The organism is Erythrobacter sp. NFXS35, assembly GCF_040148725.1.
GTDB lineage: Bacteria > Pseudomonadota > Alphaproteobacteria > Sphingomonadales > Sphingomonadaceae > Erythrobacter.
In genome coordinates, this window is record NZ_JAGDEB010000003.1 from 147401 (window position 1) to 169136 (window position 21736).

Consider the following 21736-nt stretch of genomic DNA (forward strand, 5'->3'; position numbering starts at 1 on the left):
CGCATCATCTGCGCGGGGCCGTTTTGTTGAGCTATGAATATCCGATCAGAAGCGGAAGCGGACAAGGCCACCGTAAGTGCGCGGCGCGTTCGGATAGCCTGACACCGTGCCCGCCTGCGCAACGCCGTCGAAAACGGTGGTTACGAACTGGTCGTCGAGCAGGTTACGGGCAAAAGCACCGATTTCGATCCCGTTCTCGAGCGCAAGCGTCATGGCGGCGTTCACCAGATTGACTTCACGGTCGAAGATTTGTGTGTTGCCCAGCGCACGGTTGAACGTCGGCAGACCGTTATTGATCGGCGTGTTGCTTTCATGCGCGTAGTCAATGCGGGTGAGCAGCTTGTTGCCGCTCGAGCCGAACTCGTGCGTGTAGGTGGCCGAGGTGGCAAGCGCCCACTCGGGAACCCCGCCGACCTGCTCACCGGACAAATCGCCGAGCACACTGCCCGGGAAGCTGTCGAAGACCGAGTCGAGGTAGGTGGCCGCGAAAGTCAGCACGAGACCATCGGTCGGGCTAATGGTGGTATCGAACTCGAAGCCCCTTACCGACTGCTGACCGGCATTCTGGAGCGCGAAGCCGAGCCCGGTGAAGGCAAGCGACTGGAACCCGTCGATGGTCTGGTCGAACAGCGCAAGGTTGAATCCCATGCCTTGCCACTGGCCCTTCATACCGATTTCATAGACCTCGGCCTTTTCCGGCCCGGCAAAGCGGGTACCGGTCGACAGGTTCGGGGTCGCCAGCCCAGCGTCTATGATCGGCGACGCCGGCGCGGCGAAGGTAGAGCCCGGCGATCGGGCCGTCGGACCAAGTATCCCGCCCGGCCCCGGCGTGTAGTCGGTCAGCAACGGCCGACTATCACGCGAAAGGTTGACCGAGCTTGCCTTGAAGCCGGTGGCGTAGCTGGCATAGACATTCAGTTCGTTGGAGACCTGATAGGCCACGCGTAACAGGTATGTCAGCTCATCATCGCGGGTTCGGCCATCCTCAACCGCATTAGGTACGTTCGGGAACGGAGTCTGGAACTGCAATGGGGCAAGTGCCAGTGCGGTGTTCAGCGCCGGATTTGTCGCCCCGGCGATCAGCGCCTGCTGAAGCGGAACGGGCAAGGCCTGGAACTGCGCACGGGTCAGGACATCCGGAATGGCCGGATTGGCGAGGCTCGCACCAATGATCCCGACATCAACAAGGTTGATGTTGGCGAGCGGATCGAGCGCGTCGAAATTGATCGCGAAATCCTTGCGGTCGTCGGTGTAGTTGAACCCGCCTGTGAAGACGAGACCGTCGATCGGCTCGAAATCGACCGTGCCGAAGATCGACCACGACTGGTTGTCCACCGCAAATCGTTCGCGCGACAGGAAGTCCCCGCCGAAGATGCCGCCAGCCGGAATACCAAGCCCGTTTTCGGCACCTGCCAGCACTGCATTGCCCACCGCGATACGCTGGGCGCCGGTCGGGTTGGGCGGCAGCAGCGCAGCCGGCGCGGCTTGGAATGCGGCGAAGTCACGCAGATCTTCACCAACCGTCAGAAAGCTGTTCTGTTCAATCTTTTCGTCGAAGTAAAAACCGCCGAGCAGAAAGTTAAGCGGGCCGTCGAAATCAGAACTGACCCGGAATTCCTGAGTGAAGGTGTCGACCCCTTGATCGCGACCTTCCGAAGTCAAGTCGGCGCTGGTGAAGTCAACATCCTGAAGGAAGGAGTTGCGCAGTTCACGGTAGGCGGTGATCGAGGTGAATGTCAGATCGCCCAACGCCCAGTCGAGCTGGCCGGAGAAGCCATAGTTCTCGTTCTTGTTGACCGGCACGACGTTAAGGAAGTTGTCGAAACTGAAGAAGTCGGTCGGGAACTGGCCACCCACCGCAGTAACTGCACCAGCCGTAAGCGGGCCGACAACAAGGTTGCTGGTCTGACAGCAGATTTCGTCGATCTTGCCATAGTCGGCGATCAAGCGGATCTTGATGTCGGCGGAGGGCTCGATCAGCAACTGACCGCGTGCCGACCAGCGATTACGATCGTTGATTTCTTCGTCGAGATTGACAATCCGTCCGAAACCGTCGCGCTGCTGGTAGGTGCCGTCAAGCGACCAGGCAATGTTGTCAGTAATCGGGCCTGTCACTTCGCCACGCAGGAACTTCTGATCGAAATTGCCGTAAACCGCTTCGACCTGTCCGCCGAACTGGTACTGCGGCTCTTTGGTGATGATCGAGATCACGCCTGCAGAGGCGTTTTTGCCAAACAGCGTTGATTGTGGCCCGTTGAGCACTTCGACACGCTGGATCATGTTGAGGTCGGAAAGGGCCGAGGCCGAGCGTGAACGGAACACGCCGTCGATGAACACGCCGACCGAAGGTTCGACGCCGAAGTTATTGTCACCGTTGCCGAAGCCGCGAATGATGAAGGTGGTTGCCGAGGATGTCTGCAACTGGCTGACCCGCAGCGACGGGACCACGGTCTGCAGGTCGAGCACGTCACGGATCTGCGCCTGCTCGATCACTTCGCCGCTGGTGACGGACACTGCGATCGGAACTTCCTGCAGCGTCTGTTCGCGCTTCGACGCCGTAACAATGATCTGATTACTGGCTTCGGGAGCCTCGAGTTCGGGCTCCTGTTCCTGCGCCGCAGCAACGCTTGGCGTAGTTATGACGAAGGCGGCAGCACCCGCAAGCAGGGCCAGTCGGTATGATCCGGCAGTGCCGGTCAAGTTCGAACGCATGGAAGTTCCTCTCCTCAAATCCCTCGACCCCGGCGCCGGTATTCCGGCCCGCACCTTCAGGTGCGTTGTTTCCCGTGGTCGTGGGGCGAACTGATAAGCCAGTGACGATGTTGCGACAAGCGCAAACCCCGCGCTTTTCCGGGGCAAAACTGCGCTGTGTGGCGCAGGGGCAACAGTGCGGGACCCTCAGTAGCGCGCAATCAGCCTGCCAAAGCTTGCCCACGGCACGCTCTTGCGCTAGGCGGCGCGGCGATGTTGCAACGCAGCAAGCAGCACGCTCACGGCACGTTTGCCGTAGCGTCGCGGCCTGTCGCCAACCCGCCACAAACCCGGCCTAACCCCGCGCGCCTGGCCGTGCGCCAAGCTTTTGACCTGCCCGGAGCCCCTGCCTCCGGGTCGCAGAGTGGAAAATACGAAAAATGTCCTCCTCGCTGAGAAATATCGCGATTATCGCCCACGTTGACCACGGCAAGACCACGCTGGTCGACCAGTTGTTTCGCCAATCCGGCACCTACCGCGAGAATCAGCGGATCGAGGAGCGCGCGATGGATTCGGGCGATCTCGAAAAGGAACGCGGGATCACCATCCTTGCCAAGTGCACCAGCGTCGAATGGACGCCCGAAGGCGGCGGTGAGACCACGCGCATCAATATCGTCGACACCCCCGGACACGCCGACTTCGGCGCCGAGGTGGAACGCATCCTCAGCATGGTCGACGGAGTGATCCTGCTAGTCGACAGCGCAGAAGGGGCGATGCCGCAGACCAAGTTCGTTACCGGCAAGGCGCTGGCGCTGGGCCTGCGCCCGATTGTCGTCGTCAACAAGATCGACCGCTCCGACAGCCGCCCGCAGGAAGTCCTGGACGAGGTGTTCGACCTGTTCGTCAGCCTGGATGCCGATGACGACCAGCTCGAATTCCCGGTGCTCTATGCTTCGGGCCGCGATGGCTATGCCAGCGAAGATCAGGACCGGCGCGAAGGCAGCCTTGCCCCGCTGTTCGCCAAGATCGTCGAGCACGTGCCCTCGCCCGGTCTGGATACCACCGCGAAGTTCAGCTTCCTCGCCACGCTGCTCGATCGCGACAATTTCATGGGCCGCGTCATTACGGGCCGGGTGCAGTCGGGCACGATCAAGGTCAATGACCCGATCCACGCGATCGACATGGACGGCAAGGTTATCGAAGTCGGCCGCGCGACCAAGCTGATGAGCTTTGACGGGCTCGAACGCGTGCCGGTCGAAAGCGCCAAGGCGGGCGACATCATCGCGCTGGCCGGCCTTGAGAAAGCCACCGTCGCCAACACCATCTGCGACCCTTCGGTGAACGAGCCGATCGCTGCCCAGCCGATCGACCCGCCGACGCTGGCGATGCGCTTTGCCGTCAACGACAGCCCGCTCGCCGGGCGCGAAGGCAGCAAGGTGACCAGCCGCATGATCCGCGACCGCCTGCTGCGCGAAGCGGAAACCAACGTCGCGATCCGCGTCACCGAATCCGAAGACAAGGATGCCTTCGAAGTCGCCGGACGCGGTGAATTGCAGCTGGGCGTGCTGATCGAGACGATGCGCCGCGAAGGCTTCGAGCTCGGCATCAGCCGCCCCCGGGTGCTGTTCCGCGAAGAAGACGGCAAGCGCATGGAGCCGTTCGAAACCGTCGTGATCGACGTGGATGACGAACATTCGGGCACCGTCGTGGAGAAGATGCAGCGCCGCAAGGCCGACCTTACCGAAATGCGCCCCTCGGGCGTCGGCAAGACCCGCATCACCTTCTCCGCCCCGTCACGCGGGCTGATCGGCTATCACGGCGAATTCCTGTCCGACACCCGCGGCACCGGGATCATGAACCGCCTGTTCGAAAAGTATGATGCCTACAAAGGCCCGATCGAAGGCCGCAATAACGGCGTGTTGATTTCGAACGGCGATGGCGATGCCAATGCCTATGCGCTCAACATGCTGGAAGAACGCGGCGAATTGTTCATCGGCGCGCAGATGAAGGTCTATGCCGGAATGATCATCGGCGAAAACGCCAAGCCCGACGATCTCGAAGTCAACCCGATGAAGGCCAAGCAGCTTTCCAACGTGCGTTCCAGCGGCAAGGATGATGCAATCCGCCTCACCCCGCCGCGCCGCATGACGCTGGAACAGTCGATCGCCTATATCGACAACGACGAAATGGTTGAAGTGACCCCGCAATCGATCCGCCTGCGCAAGGCCGAACTCGACCCGAACGAGCGCAAGAAGTTGCGTCGCAAGAAGGGCGATTGACGGTCGGATCCGGGCCGGCGCTGACACGTGCCGGCCTGCCCTGCGACATGATCTTGCCCAAACCCTCGCGGCAGAGACATAGACTTAGCTGAGCCGGCGCTATCGGGCGCAATCCTTGCGAATTGCGGCCTACCGGTGGTCAAGCACGGCCCGGCTTGTTACCCCCCGCGCCCATGAACAGCGCCACCCTTGCCAGCCTCGCCGCCTATTTCGTTCTCATGCTCGCCATCGGCCTTTACGCCTGGCGCAAATCGACCGGGGATTCGGAAGGCTACCTGCTCGCCGGGCGCAATCTGCCGCCTTCGGTTGCAGCACTTTCGGCCGGGGCTTCGGATATGTCGGGCTGGCTGCTGCTGGGCCTGCCGGGCGCGCTGTATGCCGCCGGACTGGTCGAGGCATGGATCGGGATCGGCCTGTTCCTGGGCGCGCTCGCCAACTGGGTCATCGTCGCCCCGCGCCTGCGCGAACAGACCGAGCGGATCGGCAATGCGCTAACCATCCCGCAATTCCTCGCCAACCGCTTTCCCGAACGCGGCACGGCGCTGCGCGTGACATCGGCGATCATCATCGTGGTGTTCTTCACCGTCTACACCGCCGCAGGGCTGGTAGGCGGCGGCAAGCTGTTCGAGACAGCGTTTGCAGGCATCCTGCCGAACACGATGTTCAGCGATTACATGCTCGGCATCCTCATCACCGCCGGGATCGTGCTGGCCTACACCATGATCGGCGGGTTTCTGGCCGTCAGCCTGACCGATTTCGTGCAAGGGCTGATCATGATGTTCGCGCTGATCATCATGCCGCTGGTGGTGATGTTCGGCCCCGGAGGCTCTGCGGGCGGCAGCTTGCAGGAGGTTCCGGTCGACGGCTTTCTGAACCTGACTCAGGGGCTGACCGCAATCGGCTTCATCAGCGCTGTGACCTGGGGGCTGGGCTATTTCGGGCAGCCGCACATCATCGTGCGCTTCATGGCAATCGACAAGGTCAAGAACGTGCCGCGCGCCGCCGCTTTCGGCATGGGCTGGATGGGTATCGCGTTGATCGGCTCAATCGGCCTTGGCATCGCCGGGCGCGCCTATGTCGAGCGCAACGGGCTGGTGATCGACGATCCAGAAACGATCTTCATCGTACTCGCGCAATTGCTGTTCCACCCGGCGGTGACCGGCTTCCTCTATGCCGCGCTGCTGGCCGCGATCATGAGTACGATCTCATCGCAATTGCTGGTCTCATCATCCTCGCTGACGGAAGATTTCTACCGCCTGTTCCTGCGCCGCAATGCGTCCGAGCGTGAGGCGGTGAATGTTAGCAGGGTGGCGGTGGCGCTGGTGGCGGTCGCGGCCAGCGTGCTGGCAAGCGACCCGAACAGCGAAGTGCTGGGCCTTGTTGCGAATGCCTGGGCAGGGTTCGGCGCTGCGTTCGGCCCGCTGATCCTGCTGGCGCTGCTGTGGCATGGCAAGGATGGGGTAGGCATGACCGGCACAGGCGCCGTCGCCGGACTGGTAACCGGTGCAGGTGTCGTCGCGGCATGGATCACGCTTGGCTGGAACCAGGCGTTTCTGGGCGGCCCCGGCCTGTACGAGATCGTCCCCGGCTTTGGCGCAGCGATGCTGGCGATCATCGTGGTGAGCAAGGCGACCCAGAAAAGACCGCTGGCTGCGTAACGCCTTCGCACAAGGTACAGGCAAGGGTCGCCCGATCCGCCCCGTTTTTGCAGCGTTAACCATAATTGTGCAATAAAGCTGCGTGATGAGGCGAACGACACACATCCGCGCAAATCTGCTGCTGGCCTGTGCCCTGGCGCTGGCGGGCTGCGGCTCGCTGGTGCCGGGCGGTAGCAGCGGCGCGGCGCCTGGAACGGCAAACCCTGCCGCCGGCACGCAGGCGCGACCCGCCACGCGGGTTGCCTCGGTCCCGCAAAGCTATTCCGCCAACACCGCCGATCAAACCTGCCTTGCCGATCTCGGCGCGGCCGGGGCGCGGTTCCAGCCCCTGCCCGATGCCTATGCTGCCCCGGGGTGCAACAAGCTGGGCACGGTGCAATTATCCGCGCTGGCGGGCGACCGTTCGAGCTTCGGTGTCAGCAATCTCGGCCCGGTCCGCTGCGACACGGCCAAGGCGTTCAACGAATGGGCGCGGTTCGGCGTCGACCGCGCCGCTCGCCAGATGCTCGGCAGCCCGATTGCCCGGATCGAGACGATGGGTTCCTATGCCTGCCGCAATGTCGCGGGCAGCGACCGGCGCTCTGCCCATGCCCGCGCCGAAGCGATCGATGTATCGGGCTTCGTACTCGAGGATGGCCGCCGGATCGTGCTGCGGCGCGACTGGGACGGCGGCGATGCGGCCACGCGCGCATTCCTGCGCGTAGTGCACAAAAGCGCTTGTAAGCGGTTCGGCACAGTGCTCGGCCCGGAATACAACGCCGCGCACGCGGATCATTTTCATCTGGAAGGCACCGGCGCCCGGTTCTGCCGGTAGGCCGGTCTCAGCCACGCTCGCAGCCGATGCCCCAAAGGTTTGGCGGCCCCGCCGCGACTGACCGACATCGTGAGGTCAAGAGCGCCGGGGCCGCCCGGGGGTACCGGCCCGTCCATTATTGCCTCCCGACGCGGCGTAAACCGGCAGGCAGGGTTTCACCGCGCTAGGCGCGCACTCTAGGTTCGAGCTTCGCTTCGAGCTGTAGCCGGACAGCTTCGGCAGCGTGGCGTGCGCCCAGCTTGTTCATCATGTTGGCGCGGTGGATTTCCACCGTTCGCGGGCTGATAGCGAGTTCGCGCGCGATCGCCTTGTTGCTGCTTCCTTCGGCCAGCCAGTCCAGCACTTCGCGCTCGCGCGTCGAGAGCGTGGAGATCCGGTCGCGCGCCTCGATCATGCGGCGGCGGGCGGCACCGAACTGTTCGGCCTCCTTGCCGATGCGGGTGAGGCAGCGGGTGAAACGTTCGGGATCGAGCGGCAGCGCGAGATAATCGAGCGCGCCCGACTTGATCGCCTCGACAATCCGGTTCGGTCGGGGCTGCTCCTCGACCGCGATCAGCGGCAGCCAGATCCCGAGGCGGCCCAGCCGATCGAGGATCATCCCCACCCCGCCTTCTTCCGCCGTATCGCGGGCAATGATGATGCCTTCGCGCGGCGGGTGAACCGAAAGCTCCGACAGGTCACCATAGACTTCGCTATGGTGGCCCAAAGCAAATCCGACCCTTGCCAGTTCGGCACGCTGGCGGCTGCAGGAGTCGATGAAGTGGAGGGTTGCTTTACGTGTCATGCGATGATGACTGCGCCAAACCCTTAGGCAATTCACGCAAGAGCGCCGCCAATCCGGAGGAAACACCCTATCCTATGTTAGTCAAACTCCTGACGAAATTAGCTTTTTTTAGTCCAAAACGAACCTTGATTATGTCCGCGGATCAGCTGTCACCGGCAAAAGTATAGGATGGCAGCGAATGAAACGCCGATCGCAATGCGTCGCCCCAGCCCGATGAAATCGTGGCAAAATATGGATCGTCGGCGGAAACGCGGTGTTCGTGCGTGGGCGCGAAGGCATCCTTGCCGATTACCAGCAAATCCAGCGGCAACCCGACTGAAAGGTTCGCTTTCAAAGTGGAATCGAAACTCACCATCAGCAGCTTGACCGCGTCCTCGAAGCTCATGTCGGGCTCGTAACCGCGGATCAGGATCGGACGGCCATACTTGGTCTCGCCGATCTGGAAGAACGGGGTGTCCCAGCTGGCCTCGATGAAGTTGCCTTCGGGATAGACCATGAACAGGCGCGGCTGCATCCCGGCGATCTGGCCGGCCACGATCATGGTGGCGGTAAAGCGCCCTTTGCCGGTATCGCCGTTGGTGCGCTGCGCATCCTCGATCGTGGCACGTAGCAGGCGACCGATCTCGGTCACGACCTGGAACATGGTCGGCCCCTTCAGCAGGGCGTTGTCGCGCTCGCTCGGCGCCTTGGTGCGCTCGTCCAGCTGGCTGATCACCGCCTGCGTGGTGGCAAGATTGCCCGCGGTCATAACCGCGATCATGCGTTCGCCCGGCACGGTCCAGTGGAACAGCTTGCGGAAGGTGGAGATGTTGTCGACGCCCGAATTGGTGCGGGTGTCGCTCATCAGCACGAGGCCTTGTTCGAGCACCATGCCAACGCAATAGGTCATGTCGAATTCTCTCCGGGCCGCTGCAACAGGAGGGTCGCCCTAGCCCAATTGCAGGCAACGCGCAAAGCCGCGTGTGACCTGTTTTGGCTTACTGTGTTGTCTGGTTCTAAGACTGCGATTGCGATTGTGATTGTGACTGCGAGGCTGGTTGGGACTCCACCGCGACATCGACCCGGAGCTTTTCCTCGGTGTCGCCGAAACTGATACCCGTCACCGGCGCAGCGTCGCGGTAATCGCTCCCGGTCGCGACCCGGACATAGCGCGGATCGGGGCATATCCCGTTCGAGACATCGAAGCCGACCCACCCCAGCCCTTCGACATGAGCTTCGGCCCAGGCGTGGGTGGCTTCCTGATCGATGCGATCATCCATCATCAGGTAACCGCTGACGTATCGCGCCGGAATCCCGCTCGCCCGCGCCGCGCCGATGAAGATATGCGCATGATCCTGACACACGCCCGCGCCGAGGCCGATCGCTTCTTCCGCCAACGTGGCGGAATCGGTGCGCCCAGTTTCATAGGCGACCCGTTCGCGGATCAGGGCGGACAGCGCGTGGAGGAAATCGAGCGGCGCTTGGTCCGACGGCCCCTGAACCTCCCGCAGCAACGCCCGCAGCTTCGGACCCGGACGGGTGAGCGGGGTCTGACGCAGGAAACTCCAAAGCGGCAGGTGGCCCGAATGACGGCCGATCACCCCGGCATTGTCGTCCGTCTCGACCACCCCTTCGCAGATCACCGTCACCTCGCGCGCGCCCTGTTCCAGCCCGATCAGCGTGACGTGGTTGAAATGCTGGTCGTCATATTCGAGTTCGGCATGGGCATTCTCGAAGCGCATCTGCCATTCGATGATCCGCTGGCCCTGGGTCTCCTTGGGTGTCAGCCGCAACCGCTGCAGCGCGTGCATCACCGGCGCGGAAAAAGCGTAGTGGGTCGTGTGCCGGATCGCCAGTCTCATCGTGCTCATGCAAGCGTCCTTATGCGTGGAACCGGTAATCTTCGGCGATTGCGCGGGCAATCGCGGCATCGCGGGCGAGGAAATCGACAAGGAATTCGTGCAGCCCGGCCTCGAAGATCTGTTCGACCGTCAGATGGCCGATGCGGGTATCGGCATCGCGCATCAGCGCATGGCAACTGCCCTCGACCCCGTGATTGCGGGCAAGCGCGGCGAGACAATCGCGCAGCGCGTTGCGGCAAAACGCAAGGCTACGCGGGAATCGATCGTCTAACACCAGGAATTCGACGATCCCGCGCGCCTCGATCTTTCCGGCGTTGAGCCAGCTATAGACCCGAGCGCCCGCGACGGAACGCAGCACCTGCTCCCACTGCCCGGTATCCAGGCTCGATCCGACATAGGAAAGCGAGGGCAGCAGCAGGAAATACTTCATGTCGAGAATGCGTGCGGTACTGTCGGCGCGCTCAATGAAGGTGCCTGCGCGACTGAAGTGGTATCCATCGTCGCGCAGCATCGACCCGTCGAAGGCGCCGTGCACCTGCGTCCCCGCTCGCCGGATCACGCCCAGCACCTCGCCGACCGCCGTCTGGCCAACGGGTCGCGCCAGCAGCTTGTCCAGCTTCATCCAGTTGTCATTGACTGCTTCCCATGCGTCGCTGGAGATATTGGTGCGGGCTGTGCGCGCATTGCTGCGCACCGCGCCGAACATCGCGCGGACGTTGCCGGGGTTCGATGGCTCGCGCAGCACGAAGTTCCAGACCGTCTGCGCATCATAGCCGTCATGCGCGGCTTCGTAAGCCCGTTGCAGACCGAGCGTCGCGATCACCGAGCGCCATTCCGCCTCGGCCGTTGCCAGATCACGGGTCAGCGCCATGCGTAGCGCCGCTTCGAGCAGGCGGGCCGTGTTCTCGGCCCGCTCAAGATAGCGGAACATCCAGAACAGCCCGTTCGCTGTGCGGCCTAGCATGGTGTGTCCCTCCCCATCCTAGTCCTTCAGCACCCAGGTATCCTTAGTGCCGCCCCCCTGCGAGGAATTGACCACCAGCGATCCCTTTTTCAGCGCCACCCGCGTCAGCCCGCCGGGCGTGATGTCGATCCCCTCGGGCGAGACCAGCACGAAGGGGCGCAGATCGAGATGGCGCGGGGCAAGCCCGGCGCGGGTGTAGATTGGGCAGGTCGACAGCGCCAGCGTGGGCTGGGCGATGTAGTTATCGGGCTTGCCGATCAGTTTCTCGCGGAACGCGGCGATCTCGCGCTTGGACGATGTCGGTCCGATCAACATGCCGTAGCCGCCTGATCCGTGCACCTCTTTCACCACCAGTTCGGCCAGGTTGTCGAGCACATAGGCCAAACTGTCCTTGTCTGCGCAGCGCCACGTCTGGACATTGGGCAGCAGCGGTTTTTCGCCGGTGTAGAATTCGACGATGTCGGGCATGAACGAATAGATCGCCTTGTCATCGGCCACGCCGGTACCCGGCGCATTGGCGATGGTGATCCCGCCCGATCGGTAGACATCCATGATGCCGGGGACGCCCAGCATGCTGTCGGGATTGAAGGTCAGTGGATCGAGATATTCGTCGTCGACCCGGCGATACAGCACGTCGATCGGCTTGTAGCCGCGGGTGGTGCGCATCTGCACGCGGCCCTCGACCACGCGCAGGTCGCTGCCTTCGACCAGTTCAGCGCCCATCTGGTCGGCCAGAAAGGCGTGTTCAAAATAGGCCGAATTGTAGATGCCGGGGGTAAGCACCGCCACCGTCGGCTTGCCGCCTTCGAAAGCAGGCGGCACACAGGCGGCAAGGCTGCGGGCAAGGCGGCGCGGGTAGTTGGATACGCTCTCCACCGCGATGCGGCTGAACAGATCGGGGAACATCCCCATCATCGTCTCGCGGTTCTCCAGCATGTAGGAGACACCCGACGGCGTGCGCGCGTTATCTTCCAGCACGAAGAATTCGTCCGGCCCGGTGCGTACCAGATCGATGCCGACAATATGGGTGTAGATCCCGCCCGGCGGGGTGAAGCCGACCATGTTGGCGAGCCACGCGTCGTTGGATTGCAGCAGGCGTTCGGGCAGGCGTCCGGCGCGCACGATTTCCTGGCGGTGGTAAAGGTCGTAGAGGAACGAATTGAGCGCCCGCACCCGCTGTTCGATCCCGCGAGACAGGCGCCGCCATTCGGCTGCGGTGATGATGCGTGGCACCATGTCGAACGGGATCAGGCGTTCTTCCGCCGAATCCTCGCCATAGACGTTGAAGGTAATCCCGGTGCGGCGGAAGCTGTCGTCGGCCTCGCGGTTCTTGCGGCGCAGGAATTCGGCGGGCTGTTCGTCATACCAGCGACAATAGTCCGCATAGGCCGGCCGGGTCTGACCGCTGCCATCGAACATCTCGTCAAAATTGCCGTCGTCCGCGATCATCAACCCCCGCACGATCCTTTAGGTGCAATGCAGCAACCTAACGGGCCTTTTACAAAAAGAAAGGGCTTGCAGCGTGCAGCGGCCCGGTGAAACGCTTCAGCGGGTCGCTTCGAGTTCGTTCAGCAAGGTCATGATGACCTGCGGTTCGTAGGTGAAGCCCATATGCGTGCAGCGCACCGCCAGCGCGCGGTCGCGCTCGCCCGCGCGGCCAGCGGCGCAACGCGGGGCGATGGCGCCGTCATTGGCGCTCCACATGGCGACTGTCTCGACCGGAGGCTTCGCCGCAAGATCGGCGTCGATCGGCGGCGCATCGACGCTATGGCCGGTGATGAACTGATAGGCGCGCCAGACATTATTGGCGCGCGGAGAGCCCGAGAAGGGCGAACCCATGGTGATAACCTTCGCGACCGCCTGCGGCTGACGCTTGGCCAGTTCGCGGGCGAACAGCCCGCCCAGGCTCCAGCCGACCAGCACCACCGGTTTGCCGTGGCACGCGTGAAGATCGACCAGCCGCGCCTCTAGCTGTGTGAAGCGCTCCTCGTCCGGCCCCCAGTTGAAGCCCAGCCCCCAGCGCTTGGTGCGATGGCCTGCGATTTCGAGTTGCTGCGCCAGATAGCGCATGCGCACCGGATGGGTGGCGAAACCGGGCAGCAGCATCACCGTCTGCGGATTGGCGCTCAGGGCGATGTCCAGCTTGCGATAGCGGCGACGCACGGGTTCGAGCAGCACCGCCGCTTCGGCCAGCATCCGCACCAGTCGCGGCTTTCCCGCCTCGTGTTCCTCGGGGCAGACTTCGCGTGCCAGCGCGACCCGGCGGCCGAACTCGCTCTGCTCAAGGGCCGCCCGCGCACCTTGCCCGGCAGCAGCGAACTGACGGGGGAGGCGCGGCAAATCAGGGGCGAAACGGAGCGGGGACATATGCATGGTGTAACACGTTTGTAGCTGAATGTTCCATGAAATGTCACACTCGGCATCGCCCGCAGCGGCGGCTTACTCTGCAGGACAATCGCCGATGCGTTCGTGCTTCGCGGCGAAGCTCATGGTGCCCTCGCCCAGTTCCGGCACGTTCATCGCCATGGTCGCGGTGAAATCGGTGCTGGTGGGCGTGGCAGTGCCGTTCATTGTCATGCGCGCATCGCCATCAGGCGTCTTGCACACCATCACCGCATCCATCTCGCCGCCGGTGAGATCGAAGCTTTCATAGGAGCATTCCCCGTTCTGGCCGCGCTTCATCATTTCCTCGAAGCCTTGGGCCACCTCTTCTTCGGTCAGGCAGTATTCGGTGGTGGTAGATGCGCCCGCGCCGTGGCCTTCCATTCCGGCAGGCATTCCGGGAATATCCATGCCGGTCATGGTGATGGTGGCCTTGTACTGGCCGGGTTCGGGCATGATACCTTCGGCTTCGACCTTGCTGGCGACTTCGCCCGCGCTCACAGCGCCGTCACCATCAGCATCGACCGAAGATTCCCCCCCGCAAGCCGCAAGCGCCAAGGCTGCCAGAGCCGGTGCCATGAGATAACGCATTCAATCTCTCCTTGGTAGTAACGTGGAAACAGGTCGGCCCCCGTGGACAAGCCAGATGCCGCAACGCTCAGCAGTCGCCGATGCGCCTCTGCCTGACCCGCATGGACATCGATCCGGGGCCAGGCCCCATATTGCCCCTCATCATCATCGTCACATCCGAGGTGGTCGGCGTGCCCGTGCCGGTCATCGTCAGCGTCATCGGCCCATTATCGGTGTCGCAGACCATTTCTGCGTTCATCTTGCCGCCGGTCGCGGAGAAGCTTTTATACTTGCACTCGCCATCCTGCGACTTGCGCAGCGCGTCCTTGTATCCTTCCTCGACCTCTTCGGGCGTAAGGCAGATCGTGACGGAACGTTCGAACGCGCCTTTCATCATGCCCATCATGTTGGCGGGCACGCCCGGTATATCCATGGAAATCAGCTCGACGCGCGATTCATACTGTCCCGGCAGCGGCTTCATGTCCTCGTCCAACGTCTGGGCCATCACCGCTCCCGCACCCAGAAGCGCAACCGCACTGCTCAACCAAACCTTCATTGCCCAGATCTCCTCTTCAGCCATGTGAGTCGCCGCGACCGGAGGCCTTCTTGTTGCAGGCTAAGGGGCAAAGCCCCACTTCACAACCGCCCCCATCGCTCTCATATCTGCGGTCATGGCAGAACTTGTAATCCGACGCGGGCTGGACGAGCCCGATACGAGCTCGGACTTCACCCCTCACCGCCCCGCCCGCCCGGACAAGTCGATGGGCGGCATCCCGTTCAAACTGGTGTCGGAATACGAACCGGCCGGCGATCAGCCGACCGCGATCGCCGAACTGACGCAAAGCGCGCTGGCGGACGAGAAGACGCAGGTGCTGCTGGGCGTCACCGGTAGCGGCAAGACCTTCACCATGGCCAAGGTGATCGAGACGCTGCAGCGCCCCGCCCTCATCCTTGCGCCCAACAAGATCCTGGCCGCGCAGTTATACGGCGAATTCAAGAGCTTCTTCCCCGAAAACGCAGTCGAATATTTCGTCAGTTACTACGATTACTACCAGCCCGAAGCCTACGTCCCGCGCTCGGACACCTACATCGAGAAAGAGTCGAGCGTGAACGAGGCGATCGACCGGATGCGCCATTCGGCCACGCGGTCCTTGCTGGAACGCGATGACGTCATCATCGTCGCCTCGGTTTCGTGCCTCTACGGCATCGGTTCGGTCGAGACCTATTCGGCGATGATCTTCGACATCAAGGCGGGCGAAACAGTCGACCAACGCGAATTGATCCGCAAGCTGGTCGCGCTGCAATACAAGCGCAACGATGCCGCCTTCACCCGAGGCACGTTTCGGGTGCGCGGCGACAACCTGGAAATCTTCCCCTCGCACTATGAGGACATGGCTTGGCGGGTCAGCTTCTTCGGCGACGAGATCGAGGCGATCAGCGAATTCGATCCGCTGACCGGCACCAAGGGCGCGAGCCTCGAGAAGGTGCGGGTCTATGCCAATTCGCACTACGTGACGCCGGGCCCGACGATGAAGCAGGCGGCGGCGGCGATCAAATTCGAGCTGGAGGAACGGCTGAAAGAACTGGAGGCGGAAGGCAAACTGCTCGAACGCCAGCGGCTGGAACAACGCACGCATTTCGACCTCGAAATGATCGCGGCGACCGGAAGCTGCGCGGGGATCGAGAACTACAGCCGCTTCCTTACCGGCCGCCTGCCGGGCGAACCGCCGCCGACCTTGTTCGAATACCTGCCCGAAAACGCGCTGCTGTTCGTTGATGAAAGCCACCAGACCGTGCCGCAGATCGGCGCGATGGCGAAGGGCGATCACCGCCGCAAGCTGACGCTGGCCGAATATGGCTTCCGCCTGCCAAGCTGCATCGACAACCGCCCGCTGCGCTTCAACGAATGGGACGCGATGCGCCCGCAGACCTTTGCGGTCTCGGCCACGCCAGGACATTGGGAAATGGAGCAGACCGGCGGCGTCTTCGCCGAACAGGTGATCCGCCCCACGGGGTTGATCGACCCGCCGGTGGAGATCCGTCCGGTTGAAGATCAAGTGCAGGATTGCATTGTCGAATGCAAAGCCACTGCGGCCAAGGGTTTCCGCACGCTGGTGACCACGCTGACCAAGCGGATGGCCGAAGACCTGACCGAGTTCATGCATGAAGCAGGCGTGCGGGTCCGCTACATGCACTCGGACGTGGAGACACTCGAACGCATCGAACTGATCCGCGATCTTCGCCTCGGCGTCTATGACGTGCTGATCGGCATCAACCTGCTGCGCGAAGGGCTCGATATTCCCGAATGCGGGTTGGTGGCGATCCTCGATGCAGACAAGGAAGGCTTTCTGCGCAGCGAAACCTCGCTGATCCAGACCATCGGCCGCGCCGCGCGCAATGTCGATGGCCGGGTGATCCTCTACGCCGACCGCATCACCGGCAGCATGGAGCGCGCGCTGGCGGAAACCGACCGCCGCCGCTCCAAGCAGGAAGCGTATAACGAGGAACACGGCATCACGCCGCAAACCATCAAGCGCAATATCCACGACATCGTCGCGCACACGGCCTCGCAAGACAGCGTGGTGGTGGGCACCGGCGACGACGAGCGCAACAACATGGTCGGCCACAACCTGCGCAGTTACATCGAAGACCTCGAAAAGCGGATGCGCAACGCGGCGGCCAATCTGGAGTTCGAGGAAGCCGGAAGGCTCCGCGACGAAATCCGGCGGTTGGAAGCGGATGAACTCGGGATACCCGACGGCGAAAAACGCGCGCCGATTGTGGGGCGCAGCAACGAAGGCAAGCCGGGGACGCGCAAGACGCGTTATGGGAAGGTGCGGGCTAAGCGGATGGGCGGGAAGGCTTGAAGTTAGTTTTCCACAAGACTGCTCATGGATCACTAAACTATACGGCACGCCTTCTTGCGGGCTAGAGACCTGTCAACAGAGAAAACTCAATTTTTTTAAATCTCCGCTGTTGCTCAAAAGAAAATTGCCTGATTAATGATTGGCTGCACTTTTGAGAGGCAGCCATGATTGAGTCTTTTTCCTGCATTGAGACCAAACGCCTGTGGTCGGGCCGTCGAAGCCGTAAGCTGCCCGCCGACATTCAGGCGCGTGCGATCATTAAGCTCGCTATGATTGACGCCGCCGAAACGCTCGACGATCTCAAGCTGCCGCCCAGCAACCGCTTGCATGAACTCAAAGACGACCGTGCCGGCCAGCATTCCATTTCAATTAACATGAAATGGCGTATATGTTTCCGCTGGAACAACGGAAGCGCTTACGATGTCGAAATCGTCGACTACCACTGACACCTCGGACTGGCTGCACATCCCGCACGCGGGCGAATTGCTGGTCACGGAATTCATGGAGCCTTTGAAGCTCGATACCGCCGGCTTGGCTCAAGCCATCGCGGTCGAGCCTGCGCGCCTGCAAGCCTTGATCGACGGCGATACCCGCATCGACGGCGAACTCGACCTGCGCCTGTCGCGGTATTTCCGCATGTCGGAAGGGTTTTTCCTGCGGCTTCAGACGAGTGCCGAACTCCGCACAGCCAAACGCGCGCTCAATGGTGAGTTGGACCGCATCCAACCCCGCGCCGCCTGACGCACCTCGTACTTGAACCGCGCCCACAACACTGCCACTTCCTGCCCGCATGAACCGTCGATTCCCCGCAGCGCTTGCCGCGCTCACCCTCGCCGCATTTGCCACGCCCGCCGCCGCGCAGGATGCGCCTGACGCCAAGGCCGAGGCGGCCAAGTCTGCCGCGCCCAGCCCGCAGGTCAAGACCCGCGACCTGACCGGCACGTTCGGCGGGCAGCGCGTGGCCTACCGCGCGACCATTGCCGATACGATCCTGTCGGACGATGCGGGCAAGGCCGAAGCTGTCATCGTCACCACCTCCTATGTCAAAACTCCCGCTGACCAATCGCGCCCGGTGTTCTTCATCTACAATGGCGGGCCGGGCTCGGGCTCGGTGTGGCTGCAGATGGGCGCCTTCGGGCCGAAGCGGGTGGCGATCCCGTCCGACGCGCGCGACGATGGCGCGCCGCCCTATCCGCTGGTCGACAACCCGGAAAGCCTGCTCGACGTCGCCGACCTCGTCTTCATCGACCCGCCCGGCACCGGCTTCAGCTATCTGACCAAAGGCACCGACCCCAAGAAATATTACGGCCTCAAACAGGACGGCCGCGCTGTCGCTGACGTGATCCGGCGCTGGATCAATGACAATGGCCGCTGGTCCTCCCCCAAATATCTCGGCGGGGAAAGCTACGGCACCAGCCGCACCGCGATGGTGGTGGATGAACTGGAAGGCAGCACCTACAACGATGTCGGCCTCAACGGGCTGATCCTGATCTCCACCATCCTCGATTTCGCCGGGCGTGAACCGACGCCGGGGAACGAGATGGCCTATGTCGTCGCACTGCCCAACATGGCGACGGCAGCCTATTTCCACGGCAAGGCGCAGGCCGCGTCGGTCGAAGCCATTGCCGAAGAAGCGCGCCAGTTCGCCATCGGACCATATGCCACCGCACTGCTGAAAGGGCAGGAATTGCCGCAAGCGGAGCGCGCCGCCATTCGCGCGGAGCTTTCCCGCCTGACCGGGTTGTCCGAAGAGTACCTCGAACAGGCCGACCTGCGCGTGACCGATCAGCGGTTCTACAAGGAATTGCTGCGCGACCGAGGGCTGACCGTCGGGCGGCTGGATTCGCGCTACACCGGCACCGACTTCGACAATGCCGGGGAAACGCCCGATGCCGACCCAAGCTTCTACGGCATCGATGCAGGCTACACCGCCGCGATCAACCAATGGGCGCGTGAGACACTGGGCTACACCACCGACCGCCAATACCAGGCGATCGGCAATGTCGGCGGGCAATGGGACTGGTCGCTGGGCAGCGGCTGGGGGCGCAACGCGTACCTGAACATTGCGCCCTTGATTGGGCAGGCAATGCGCCAGAACAGCGGGCTGCGGCTGTTCAATGCGCAGGGCTATTACGATTTCGCCACGCCGTTTTTCGGTGCGGAATATTCGCTGAAGCGCACCGGCATCCCGCAGGACCGGATCACGTGGAAATATTACGATGCGGGCCACATGATGTATATTCGCGACGAGGACCGCGCGAAGCTTTCCCGCGACATCCGCGCCTTCATACGGGCACGGTGATGCGCGGTAAGCGTATTTCTTTGGCAACTGCCCTGGTCGCAGCGCTGGCGCTGCACGCCTGCAAGCCGCCCCCTACCGATGCCGCCACCGCGCGCGCAGACAGCCTGCCCCTGCCCGCCGCTCCGTCCACCCCGCTTCCTTCGCCCGACACCACCGGCGCGGTCTGGGCGGCGAGCGGCGGTCCGGAAGGCGCCACACCGATGCGATTGGTCTATGGCATTCCGGGTGAGCCGGTGCTGCTCGCACTGGAATGCCTCGAACCCGGTACACCCGATGCGCGCCTCAGGATTTCACGCCAATCCCCGGCAGACAAGGGCGCTGGCGCGCTGCTGGCGCTGATCGGGAATGGCTATATCGGGCGGTTCCCGGTCGATTCGACCGATCAGGGCGGGCGGCTGATGTGGCAGGGCGAAGTGCCCGCCGATGCGCAAGGCTGGAATGCGCTGATCGGGCAGCGGGAAGCAACCGCGACCGTTCCCGGCGCGGGGCTGGTCCGGCTTAATCCGAGCCCGCTGCCGGCCCAGTTGGTCGAGGCCTGCCGAGCGATTGATCCGCCTGAGCCACCAGAAGGTCAGGCGTAAGCACCTGCGGCAGTTGCTCCGGCGCTGAAGCTCCCGGCGCGTACCACAGATACAGCGGCACACCTGCCGCCCCCTGCTGCGTCAGAAACTGCGTGATCGCTTCGTCGCGCACCGTCCAGTCGCCTACCATGGTCACCACGCCCGCTTCTTCGAACGCATCGCGCACCGCCTCGCGCTCGATCGCGACGCTTTCGTTGACCTTGCAGGTCACGCACCAATCGGCGGTGAACCACAGGAACACCGGCTGGCCGCTGGCGCGCGCTGCGGCGAGAGCTTCGGCGCTGAAGGCTTGCGGATTGTGGATGCTCTCCCGCGCCTCTGCCCCTTTGGCTTCGTAAACCGACGGCAGAGCAATCGCGGCGAAGGCGAGGAACGGCGCGGCGACGAGGCCGAAGGCGGGCCACGCCAGCTTGCCCGCCTGTCGCAGGCGTCCGACGATCCACAGCGCAATCAGCACGCCGATGACCAGCAGCAGCGCGATCCCGCCGAACGCCCGCCCGCCCAGTTGCGCGGTGAGCCAGATCAACGCGAGCGCGGTCAGGCCCATCGGGATCGCCATGATCCGCCGGAACCGCTCCATCCACGGACCCGGCCGCGGCAGCATCCGCCGCAGCGCGGGGATGAAGCCGAGCAGCAGGAACGGCAGAGCCAGTCCCAGCCCCAACAATGCGAACAGCAACAGCGCCTGCGGCACCGGCAGCAACAGCGCCGCGCCCAATGCCGCCGCCATGAACGGCCCGGTGCAGGGCGTGGCCACGAAAGCGGCGAGCAGCCCGGTGGCGAAGGCGCCCGCAGGCTTGCCGCCGCTGGTGACGCTGAGCGAAGGCAGTTCGAACAGTCCGGCGAAGTTGGCGGTGATCGCTGCCGCCAGCACCAGCAGTGCGACGACCACGCCCGGCTCCTGCAACTGAAACGCCCAGCCGACCTGCTCGCCCGCCGCCCGCAGCGCCAGCAGCAGCGCGCCAAGCCCGACGCAGGCCAGCACCACGCCCGCGGTGTAGGCCAGCCCCTCGGCCCGGGCCTTGGCCTCGCTTTCCCCAGCGCGGGCGAGGCTGAGCGCCTTGAGGCTCAGGATCGGGAACACGCAGGGCATGATGTTGAGCAGCAATCCGCCAGCCAGCGCGCCGAGGATCAGCGTCCATAGCGGCGGGGTTGCCATACCGACCGGCCCGGCAACTATCTCGCCGCCCGTGGGGACATCGCCGGGGATCGCGCCGAACTCCACCCCCGTTCCTTCACCGAATGCAATGATGCCCTCCACCGCGCTCGGCGTGTCGGCGCGGTATTCGGCGAGCGGGATATCGACCGTCAGCACATCGCCGACGCGGCGGAAGGTTTGCGGCGCGGCGTAATCGACCAGATTTTCGTTGGCGATGAAGATGTGCGGATTATCGAGCGCCACGCTGGCGGGCAGAGGGATCGCAAGGCGCAGAACCCGGCTGCCGATATCGAAGTTTGCCCTGGCAGAAAGTGGCGGCGCGACCTCCGCCCGCCAGCGCGCAAAGTCGCCGTTCTGGCGTGATGCCAGCACGGCATCCTGCGGCACGCAGATCTTGTCGGTGCAGGCGAGATATTCGACATGGCCGGTGATCGGCCCGACATCCATCAAATCGGCATCCGGCCCGACCTTCACCGGCACCAGCACCGTGTAAGTGCCCTCATAAATGTGGTTCATCAGCCCGCTGATCGTCAGCCGCTGTGGCACCGGATAGAGGGGCTCGCCCATTGCCCAGCCAGCGGGCAGATCGAGCGTCAGCCGCATCCCCTGCCCCGCATCGCCGGGGTTCGACCAATAGCCGTGCCATTCCTCGGACCTGGGCGTGAAGCGCAGCGCGAGCATCCATTCCTCGCCCGCGTTCGGCGCACCATCGGCGAACAGCTGCACGGCGATGTTCTCGTCGCCATATCGCGCCTCGACCGGCACTTCCTGCGCATGACCCGCCGCCGCCAGCATCACGCTTGCGATGAGCGCAAGCATCCATGCAAGCAATTGACGGATCGGG

At 63.4% G+C, this 21736-nt stretch carries 18 protein-coding genes; 8 read left to right on the forward strand and 10 right to left on the reverse strand.

Annotated features, from left to right (window positions below):
* Nucleotides 1-45 precede the first annotated feature (45 nt).
* Entirely contained in the window at nucleotides 46-2712 is a 2667-nt protein-coding gene (locus J3454_RS12335) for a TonB-dependent receptor (RefSeq protein ID WP_349514076.1), read from the reverse strand.
* A gap of 419 nt (nucleotides 2713-3131) precedes the next feature.
* On the opposite strand from J3454_RS12335, the gene typA reads away from it, so the two are divergent.
* The 3 genes from typA to J3454_RS12350 all read left to right on the forward strand — a co-directional run bounded on the left by typA (nucleotide 3132) and on the right by J3454_RS12350 (nucleotide 7442).
* On the forward strand, nucleotides 3132-4970 hold the full coding sequence (gene typA / locus J3454_RS12340) for a translational GTPase TypA (protein WP_349514077.1): 1839 nt from the start codon (nucleotides 3132-3134) through the stop codon (nucleotides 4968-4970).
* A gap of 173 nt (nucleotides 4971-5143) precedes the next feature.
* Nucleotides 5144-6628, forward strand: coding sequence for a sodium/proline symporter PutP (gene putP, locus J3454_RS12345; protein ID WP_349514078.1), 1485 nt, complete (start codon nucleotides 5144-5146; stop codon nucleotides 6626-6628).
* Between the two features lie 85 nt (nucleotides 6629-6713).
* Complete coding sequence (locus J3454_RS12350; RefSeq protein ID WP_349514079.1) at nucleotides 6714-7442, forward strand: extensin family protein; 729 nt, start codon at nucleotides 6714-6716, stop codon at nucleotides 7440-7442.
* A gap of 163 nt (nucleotides 7443-7605) precedes the next feature.
* Here the strand turns inward: J3454_RS12350 and J3454_RS12355 are convergent, their stop codons facing one another.
* The 8 genes from J3454_RS12355 to J3454_RS12390 all read right to left on the reverse strand — a co-directional run bounded on the left by J3454_RS12355 (nucleotide 7606) and on the right by J3454_RS12390 (nucleotide 14539).
* On the reverse strand, nucleotides 7606-8226 hold the full coding sequence (locus J3454_RS12355) for a response regulator transcription factor (RefSeq protein WP_349514080.1): 621 nt from the start codon (nucleotides 8224-8226) through the stop codon (nucleotides 7606-7608).
* Between the two features lie 142 nt (nucleotides 8227-8368).
* Nucleotides 8369-9115, reverse strand: a complete 747-nt coding sequence (locus J3454_RS12360) for a proteasome-type protease (protein WP_349514081.1) — start codon at nucleotides 9113-9115, stop codon at nucleotides 8369-8371.
* A 106-nt stretch (nucleotides 9116-9221) separates the two neighbouring features.
* Nucleotides 9222-10067 carry a transglutaminase family protein gene (locus tag J3454_RS12365; RefSeq protein ID WP_502878607.1) on the reverse strand — a complete coding sequence of 282 codons (846 nt, stop codon included), beginning with the start codon at nucleotides 10065-10067 and terminating at the stop codon, nucleotides 9222-9224.
* Nucleotides 10068-10086: 19 nt separating this feature from the next.
* Nucleotides 10087-11031 carry an alpha-E domain-containing protein gene (locus J3454_RS12370; RefSeq protein ID WP_349514083.1) on the reverse strand — a complete coding sequence of 315 codons (945 nt, stop codon included), beginning with the start codon at nucleotides 11029-11031 and terminating at the stop codon, nucleotides 10087-10089.
* A gap of 18 nt (nucleotides 11032-11049) precedes the next feature.
* The gene (locus J3454_RS12375; RefSeq protein WP_349514084.1) at nucleotides 11050-12480 is read right to left on the reverse strand and encodes a circularly permuted type 2 ATP-grasp protein; all 1431 of its coding nucleotides are present in this window, start codon (nucleotides 12478-12480) and stop codon (nucleotides 11050-11052) included.
* Between the two features lie 96 nt (nucleotides 12481-12576).
* A complete protein-coding gene (locus J3454_RS12380) occupies nucleotides 12577-13398 on the reverse strand; it encodes an esterase/lipase family protein (protein WP_349514582.1) in 822 nt (273 codons plus the stop codon).
* A 72-nt stretch (nucleotides 13399-13470) separates the two neighbouring features.
* Entirely contained in the window at nucleotides 13471-14004 is a 534-nt protein-coding gene (locus J3454_RS12385) for a DUF3617 domain-containing protein (RefSeq protein WP_349514085.1), read from the reverse strand.
* Nucleotides 14005-14071: 67 nt separating this feature from the next.
* Nucleotides 14072-14539: a DUF3617 domain-containing protein gene (locus tag J3454_RS12390; RefSeq protein ID WP_349514086.1), complete on the reverse strand. Its 468-nt coding sequence runs from the start codon at nucleotides 14537-14539 to the stop codon at nucleotides 14072-14074.
* A gap of 115 nt (nucleotides 14540-14654) precedes the next feature.
* Here J3454_RS12390 and uvrB point away from each other — a divergent pair, with 115 nt between their 5' ends.
* The 5 genes from uvrB to J3454_RS12415 all read left to right on the forward strand — a co-directional run bounded on the left by uvrB (nucleotide 14655) and on the right by J3454_RS12415 (nucleotide 19733).
* Nucleotides 14655-16850 carry an excinuclease ABC subunit UvrB gene (gene uvrB / locus J3454_RS12395; protein ID WP_349514087.1) on the forward strand — a complete coding sequence of 732 codons (2196 nt, stop codon included), beginning with the start codon at nucleotides 14655-14657 and terminating at the stop codon, nucleotides 16848-16850.
* 269 nt (nucleotides 16851-17119) lie between these two features.
* Nucleotides 17120-17296, forward strand: a complete 177-nt coding sequence (locus J3454_RS16210; protein WP_502878608.1) for a type II toxin-antitoxin system RelE/ParE family toxin — start codon at nucleotides 17120-17122, stop codon at nucleotides 17294-17296.
* Complete coding sequence (locus tag J3454_RS12405) at nucleotides 17271-17591, forward strand: HigA family addiction module antitoxin (protein WP_349514088.1); 321 nt, start codon at nucleotides 17271-17273, stop codon at nucleotides 17589-17591. Before J3454_RS16210 ends, J3454_RS12405 begins: the two co-directional genes overlap by 26 nt.
* 49 nt (nucleotides 17592-17640) lie before the next feature.
* Nucleotides 17641-19152: a S10 family peptidase gene (locus J3454_RS12410; protein WP_349514089.1), complete on the forward strand. Its 1512-nt coding sequence runs from the start codon at nucleotides 17641-17643 to the stop codon at nucleotides 19150-19152.
* A gap of 20 nt (nucleotides 19153-19172) precedes the next feature.
* A complete protein-coding gene (locus J3454_RS12415) occupies nucleotides 19173-19733 on the forward strand; it encodes a hypothetical protein (RefSeq protein WP_349514090.1) in 561 nt (186 codons plus the stop codon).
* On the opposite strand, the gene J3454_RS12420 is transcribed toward J3454_RS12415, so the two are convergent.
* On the reverse strand, nucleotides 19651-21711 hold the full coding sequence (locus J3454_RS12420; protein ID WP_502878609.1) for a protein-disulfide reductase DsbD family protein: 2061 nt from the start codon (nucleotides 21709-21711) through the stop codon (nucleotides 19651-19653). The two genes, J3454_RS12415 and J3454_RS12420, sit on opposite strands and share 83 nt — an antisense overlap.
* Between the last annotated feature and the right edge of the window lie 25 nt (nucleotides 21712-21736).